At 45.5% G+C, this 644-nt stretch carries 1 pseudogene; it reads left to right on the top strand.

What is annotated here, in order from left to right:
• A pseudogene (locus tag A3729_RS09315) lies at positions 1 to 644 on the top strand (argininosuccinate synthase domain-containing protein); the annotation flags it as partial.

The raw sequence follows: 644 nt of genomic DNA, 5'->3' as shown, positions 1-644 counted from the left end.
GTGCCTATGCACTTAAGCCGGGTGTTCAGGTCATTGCACCTTGGAGAGAATGGGATCTCAACTCTCGTGAAAGCTTGTTAGCCTATTGTGATACACACGGTATCGAAGTTGAAAAGAAGAAAGGTAAGTCTCCTTATTCTATGGATGCAAACTTGCTACATATTTCTTATGAAGGCGATATGCTAGAAGATCCTTGGAATGAGCCTGAAGAAGAAATGTGGCGTTGGTCTGTTTCTCCTGAGAACGCTCCAGATACACCGACTTATATCGAACTGACATATGAGAAAGGCGATATCACCGCGATCAATGGTGAAGCGATGAGCCCGGCAACCGTGCTTGAGACCTTGAATAAGGTCGGTGGTGATAATGGTGTCGGCCGTTTGGATATCGTTGAAAACCGCTATGTAGGTATGAAGTCTCGAGGCTGCTATGAAACGCCAGGGGGCACGATTATGCTTAAGGCTCACCGTGCGATTGAATCTTTGACTCTCGATAAAGAGTCTGCGCATTTGAAAGACAGTATTATGTCTAAGTATGCGGAGTTGGTTTATAACGGTTACTGGTGGTCCCCTGAGCGTAAAGCGCTTCAAGCCTTGATAGATGAAACACAGCATTATGTAAACGGTGTTGTTCGCGTTAAGCTT

This window comes from Oleiphilus sp. HI0043, assembly GCF_001634935.1.
The sequence above is the reverse complement of the archived record's forward strand: the minus strand, read 5'-3'. Positions and strand labels throughout refer to the sequence as shown.